This is a genomic window from bacterium, assembly GCA_026398675.1.
Lineage (GTDB): Bacteria > RBG-13-66-14 > RBG-13-66-14 > RBG-13-66-14 > RBG-13-66-14 > RBG-13-66-14.
Genome location: JAPLSK010000355.1, coordinates 1 through 4540, shown reverse-complemented (window position 1 = coordinate 4540; position 4540 = coordinate 1). Strand labels below are relative to the sequence as shown.

General features: G+C 63.9%; 4 protein-coding genes. All 4 read left to right on the top strand.

Features of this window, described 5'->3' with window-relative positions; genetic code table 11:
• Positions 1–586 precede the first annotated feature (586 nt).
• The 4 genes from iorA (at position 587) to NTW26_10775 (ending at position 4232) form a co-directional block, all read left to right on the top strand.
• A complete protein-coding gene (gene iorA / locus NTW26_10790; protein ID MCX7022737.1) occupies positions 587–2395 on the top strand; it encodes an indolepyruvate ferredoxin oxidoreductase subunit alpha in 1809 nt (602 codons plus the stop codon).
• Between the two features lie 127 nt (positions 2396–2522).
• Positions 2523–3107 (top strand): indolepyruvate oxidoreductase subunit beta, encoded by a 585-nt coding sequence (locus NTW26_10785; GenBank protein MCX7022736.1) that lies wholly within the window; start codon positions 2523–2525, stop codon positions 3105–3107.
• Positions 3108–3138: 31 nt separating this feature from the next.
• Positions 3139–3600 carry a hypothetical protein gene (locus NTW26_10780; protein MCX7022735.1) on the top strand — a complete coding sequence of 154 codons (462 nt, stop codon included), beginning with the start codon at positions 3139–3141 and terminating at the stop codon, positions 3598–3600.
• 173 nt (positions 3601–3773) lie between these two features.
• The gene (locus NTW26_10775) at positions 3774–4232 is read left to right on the top strand and encodes a PTS sugar transporter subunit IIA (protein MCX7022734.1); all 459 of its coding nucleotides are present in this window, start codon (positions 3774–3776) and stop codon (positions 4230–4232) included.
• Positions 4233–4540: the final 308 nt, after the last annotated feature.

Sequence of the window (4540 nt, the reverse complement as noted above, 5' to 3'; positions counted from 1 at the left end):
CGAGTCCTCCGCGGGCCGCCACGTTTGACCCTCACCCCGACCCGTGTCTCGCCGAATGCTCCGACGTAGGGCGGGGTTTTGCCTTCGGCCGCAGATACCTAACCCCGCCGCATTCACGCCCCGAACCTCACCCTAGCCCGTAGGCGCGCCTCTCATTAGAAGGGAGAGGGGACATGCGGGCGACCGTGGACTCCTCGCCCCTACGGGTGGGACGCGCTGTTTATAAACGTGGGCCGGGGGCTCCGTACCCCGCCCGTTTTTTATAAAAAACCTCACCCCTCACCCCAAACGCTCCCCACCGACAGGCTCATTAATATTCAATAGACTCCGAAATAAAAAAGGGCGTCGGAGTCGCTTGACCGGCACCCCCTTTTTCGTTAAGATGAGCTAGCGGTCAAGTACCCCGGGACGCTCACCCAATCACATCGGACATCATGTCCCAAATCAGCTCTCTCACGAGCGGACCCTGGTTCAGCGGCATCCCCCCCGGCCGCTGAGACTACCCCAATTCGATCAAGGTGTGAACTAGAGACCGGCGGTTCGCGCCGTCGGCCGCAATTCCTTCCTGTTCTCCCGAGGAGATCCCGTGAAGCTCTTCTTGTCGGGCAACGAGGCCATCGCCCGCGGGGCGTACGAGTACGGCGTCCACATCGCCGCCGCGTACCCCGGCACCCCCTCGACCGAGATTCTGGAGAACGTGGGCAAGTACGAGGAAATCTACGCCCAGTGGTCCACCAACGAGAAGACCTCCCTGGAGATAGCCATCGGCGCGAGCTTCGGCGGGGCGAGGGCCCTGGTTGCCATGAAGCACGTGGGGCTCAACGTGGCCGCCGACCCGCTGTTCTCCCTGGCCTACATCGGCACCGACGGCGGACTGGTGGTCGTCACCGCCGACGACCCGGGGATGCACTCCAGCCAGAACGAGCAGGACAACCGCCACTACGCCCGCCACGCGAAAATTCCCATGCTCGAGCCCTCGGACTCCCAGGAGGCCAAGGACATGGTGGGCACCGCCCTCGATCTGAGCGAAAAGTACCAGGTCCCGTTTTTAATCCGCATGACCACCCGCGTCTGCCACTCCAAGTCGGTGGTGGATTGCGGGGAGCGGACGGCGCGGGAGATACCCCCCTATAAAAAAGACGACGCGCGGCGGGTGATTCTGCCGGCGCGGGCCAAGGTCCGCCGCGCCCGGCTGGAACAGGCGCTGGCCCAGCTCGAGGAGGAGGCGGTCGGCTCACCGTGGAACTTCACGGTGAAGGGCGAGGGAAAGATCGGCGTCGTGGCTTCGGGAATCGGCTACCAGTACGCCCGCGAAGTCCTGCCCCAGGCCGATTTCCTTAAGCTCGGCTTCAACTACCCCCTGCCGAGAAAGCTCATCCGCGATTTCGCGACAAACTACGACCGGCTCTACGTGGTCGAGGAGAACGACCCGATCCTGGAGGACGAGATTCGCAACCTGGAGTTGGACATCCCCGTCATTGGGAAGGCTATCATCCCCGGGATAGACGAACTCAACCAGGAGCGGGTGGCCGAGGGGTTCAAAAAGGCCGGTCTGGCCGTGGCCCGGGAGTACTCGAGCCCGGTGGACGTGGGCCAGTTGCCGCCGCGGCCGCCGGTCCTTTGCCCCGGTTGCCCCCACCGCGGCGTGTACGCCATGCTGCGCACGCTCAAACTGACCGCCACCGGGGACATCGGCTGCTACACCTTGGGAGCCCTGCCGCCGCACAACGCCATGGACACCTGCGTGTGCATGGGCGGCGCGGTCACCATCGCCTTCGGCCTGGAGCTGGCCCAGGGGAAGGCGTTCTCCAAGAAGATGGTCGCCACCATCGGCGAATCCACCTTCCTCCACTCGGGGATAACCGGGCTCATAGACCTCGTCTACAACCGGGGCATCACCACGGTCTGCATCCTGGATAACCGCATCACCGCCATGACCGGCCACCAGCAGAACCCGGGAACGGGTCTGACGCTGCGGATGGAGCCCACGTGGAAGGCCGACTTCGACCAGCTGGTCCGGGCCTGCGGGGTGAAGTGGGTGCGCACGGTGAACCCCCTGGACCTGGAGGCGGTGAAGGGGACCCTGAAGGAGGCCGTCGCCGTGGAAGAGCCCGCCGTGATAATCTTCAAGAGCCCCTGCGCGCTGTTGCCCGAGGCTAAAAAACTGGAACGAATCGAGTACTTCGTCAACGAGGACAACTGCACCAAGTGCCGCTCCTGCATCCGCCTGGGCTGCCCCGGCATCGCCCCCATGGGCACCGACGGGAAGTCCCGCTTCGACGACTCCCTCTGCGTGGGCTGCGGCCTGTGCGAGCAGGTCTGCAAGTTCAATGCCGTCACCCGCGTGAGCGACGACCCGGGGCGGAAAGGCTCCTGGTGCGCCGACAAGATTTAGCCGGCTCCGTTTCTGGTGGTAAGGGGTTTAACCGAGCGAACCGAGCGAAGCGAGCTACGCCCCCGGCGAACCGAGCTATGCCTCTAGCGAAACCCCTTGTCTAGTTCGCCCGAAAGGAAGTGTTCCCATGGCGATGACGAACGTTTTAATCTGCGGCGTGGGGGGCCAGGGGGTGCTCCTGGCGAGCGAGGTTCTCTCCGAGGCCGCGCTCGCGGCCGGTTACGACGTGAAGAAGTCCGAGGTCCACGGCATGAGCCAGCGCGGCGGCTCCGTGGTCTCCGACGTCCGCTTCGGCGAGGAGGTCAAAAGCCCCCTGATCTGCCGCGGCGAGGCCGACGTGCTCATGGGTTTCGAGCGGCTCGAAGCGGTGCGCTGGCTGGACCACCTCAAACCGGGCCAGGGCGTAGCAGTGGTCAACGACCTGGAAATCTGGCCCATGACGGTCAGTTCCGGGGCCTTCGAGTACCCCGCCGACATAGACGAGCGACTCAAGCGGGCCACGAAGAGGTACTGGCTCTTCAACGCGACGAAAATCGCCCAGGAAGTGGGCGAGCCGCGGGCGGCCAACATCGTGCTCCTGGGCGCCCTCTCCCCCGCCCTGCCCCTGGACGAAAAGCACTGGCGGGAGGCGATAAAGGGTCAGGTCAAGGACAAGTACGTCGAGGTGAACCTGCGGGCCTTCGCGGCCGGGAGGGCCGTCTGTACGGGTTGAGTGAGGCGGACCGTCCTTCGGAGCACGTGACATGACCGTCGCCGGAATAATCCTGGCCGGAGCCCTGGTACTCCTCTGGCTGGCCGACACCCTCACCGGCCACCCCTGGCGCTTTTTCGGCGACCTTCTCGGCTGGGGAATCGCCTTTTCCATCCCCTTCGGGCTGGGGTGGCTCGCGCGCTCCGTCCTGTTGAAGATGGACCTGCCCGAGGTTCCGTGGATCGAGTACATCCTCGGCGTTGCCGCGGTGGCGGCGGTCCTCCAGTTCGCCCTGGACCGCCTCCTGGAGAGGCCCCCGCGCGAGGAGTTCACCGTTCACGCCACCCAGTTTCCGGTCTACATCGCCCTGGCCGCCGGCCTCGGCCTGGCGATATCCCCCCTCGTGTTTTTCATCCTCTCCGGGGCCGCGACCCTCTTCGTTACCGCGGTTTTCATCTACTACCTGACCCATCCGGCCAAGTGCGACCGGAAACGGGCAACCGGCGAAGGATAACTTGACTTAACCGACGTTCGGCGCTATTCTATAGGGTGGTTGAAGGGATTTTCCCAAAAGCATCAGAAACCGCTTATATGGTCTCATCCATCATCTCCAACCTCCATCGTACAACCCACCCGACCCCGCCGCGGCGCTAGGTCGGGTGGTCCACAAAAGGAGCACCCTTGCAATTGGAACAGCTGATCCCCGCAGGGGCGATTAATCTCGATCTGACTGCCACAAAAAGCCACGAGGCGCTGCACGAGATGGCCCACCTGGTGGTGGGGCAACCCGGGCTGCCCTCCAACGCCGAGGTCATATCGGCCATCTTCAACCGCGAGATGGAGTACGAGGCAGCGGTGGGCTCCGGCGCCGCCATTCCCCATATCATGATGGCCGGTCCCGAGAGGCCGATTCTCGCCGTGGGCCGGAGCAAGAACGGGATAAAATTCGGCAAGAACGGGAAGGAAAAGGTCAACCTGCTGTTCCTGTTGATAAGCCCGGCGGAGGACCCCCACCTGCACCTCCACACCATTTCGCGCATCGCCAAGCTCCTCCACCGACCCGAGATTCGCGAGTCGCTTTTGAAGGCGGAGGGCGAGCGCGAGCTGAGGACGATTCTCAAGCACCAAGACGAAAGTAACCGCTGACGCTTTTTCAAGCGCGCCAAAGGCCCCCGCGGGGGCCTTTTTTATCCTGGATTACACTCACCCCGGCCCTCTCCTAAATGTAGGGCGGGGATTTTAACCGAGCGAAGCGAGCTATGCCCCTGGCAAATCCCCGCCGCTTTCTCACCCCGGCCCGTGTTTTGCTTATTGAGATGATGTAGGGGCGGACCTTTAGGTCCGCCCGTTTTTTTCTAAGGCAGCCCTCACCCCCGGCCCCTCTCCCACGGGGGAGAGGGGGGCCGTTCCGACCCTCACCCTAGCCCGTAGGCGCGCCTCTCCCTAGAAGGGAG

Bases quoted from the DNA above. Each gene is read 5' to 3' on its own strand.
- NTW26_10785 (MCX7022736.1), top strand. From the start codon at position 2,523: ATGGCGATGACGAACGTTTTAATCTGCGGCGTGGGGGGCCAGGGGGTG.
- NTW26_10780 (MCX7022735.1), top strand. From the start codon at position 3,139: ATGACCGTCGCCGGAATAATCCTGGCCGGAGCCCTGGTACTCCTCTGG.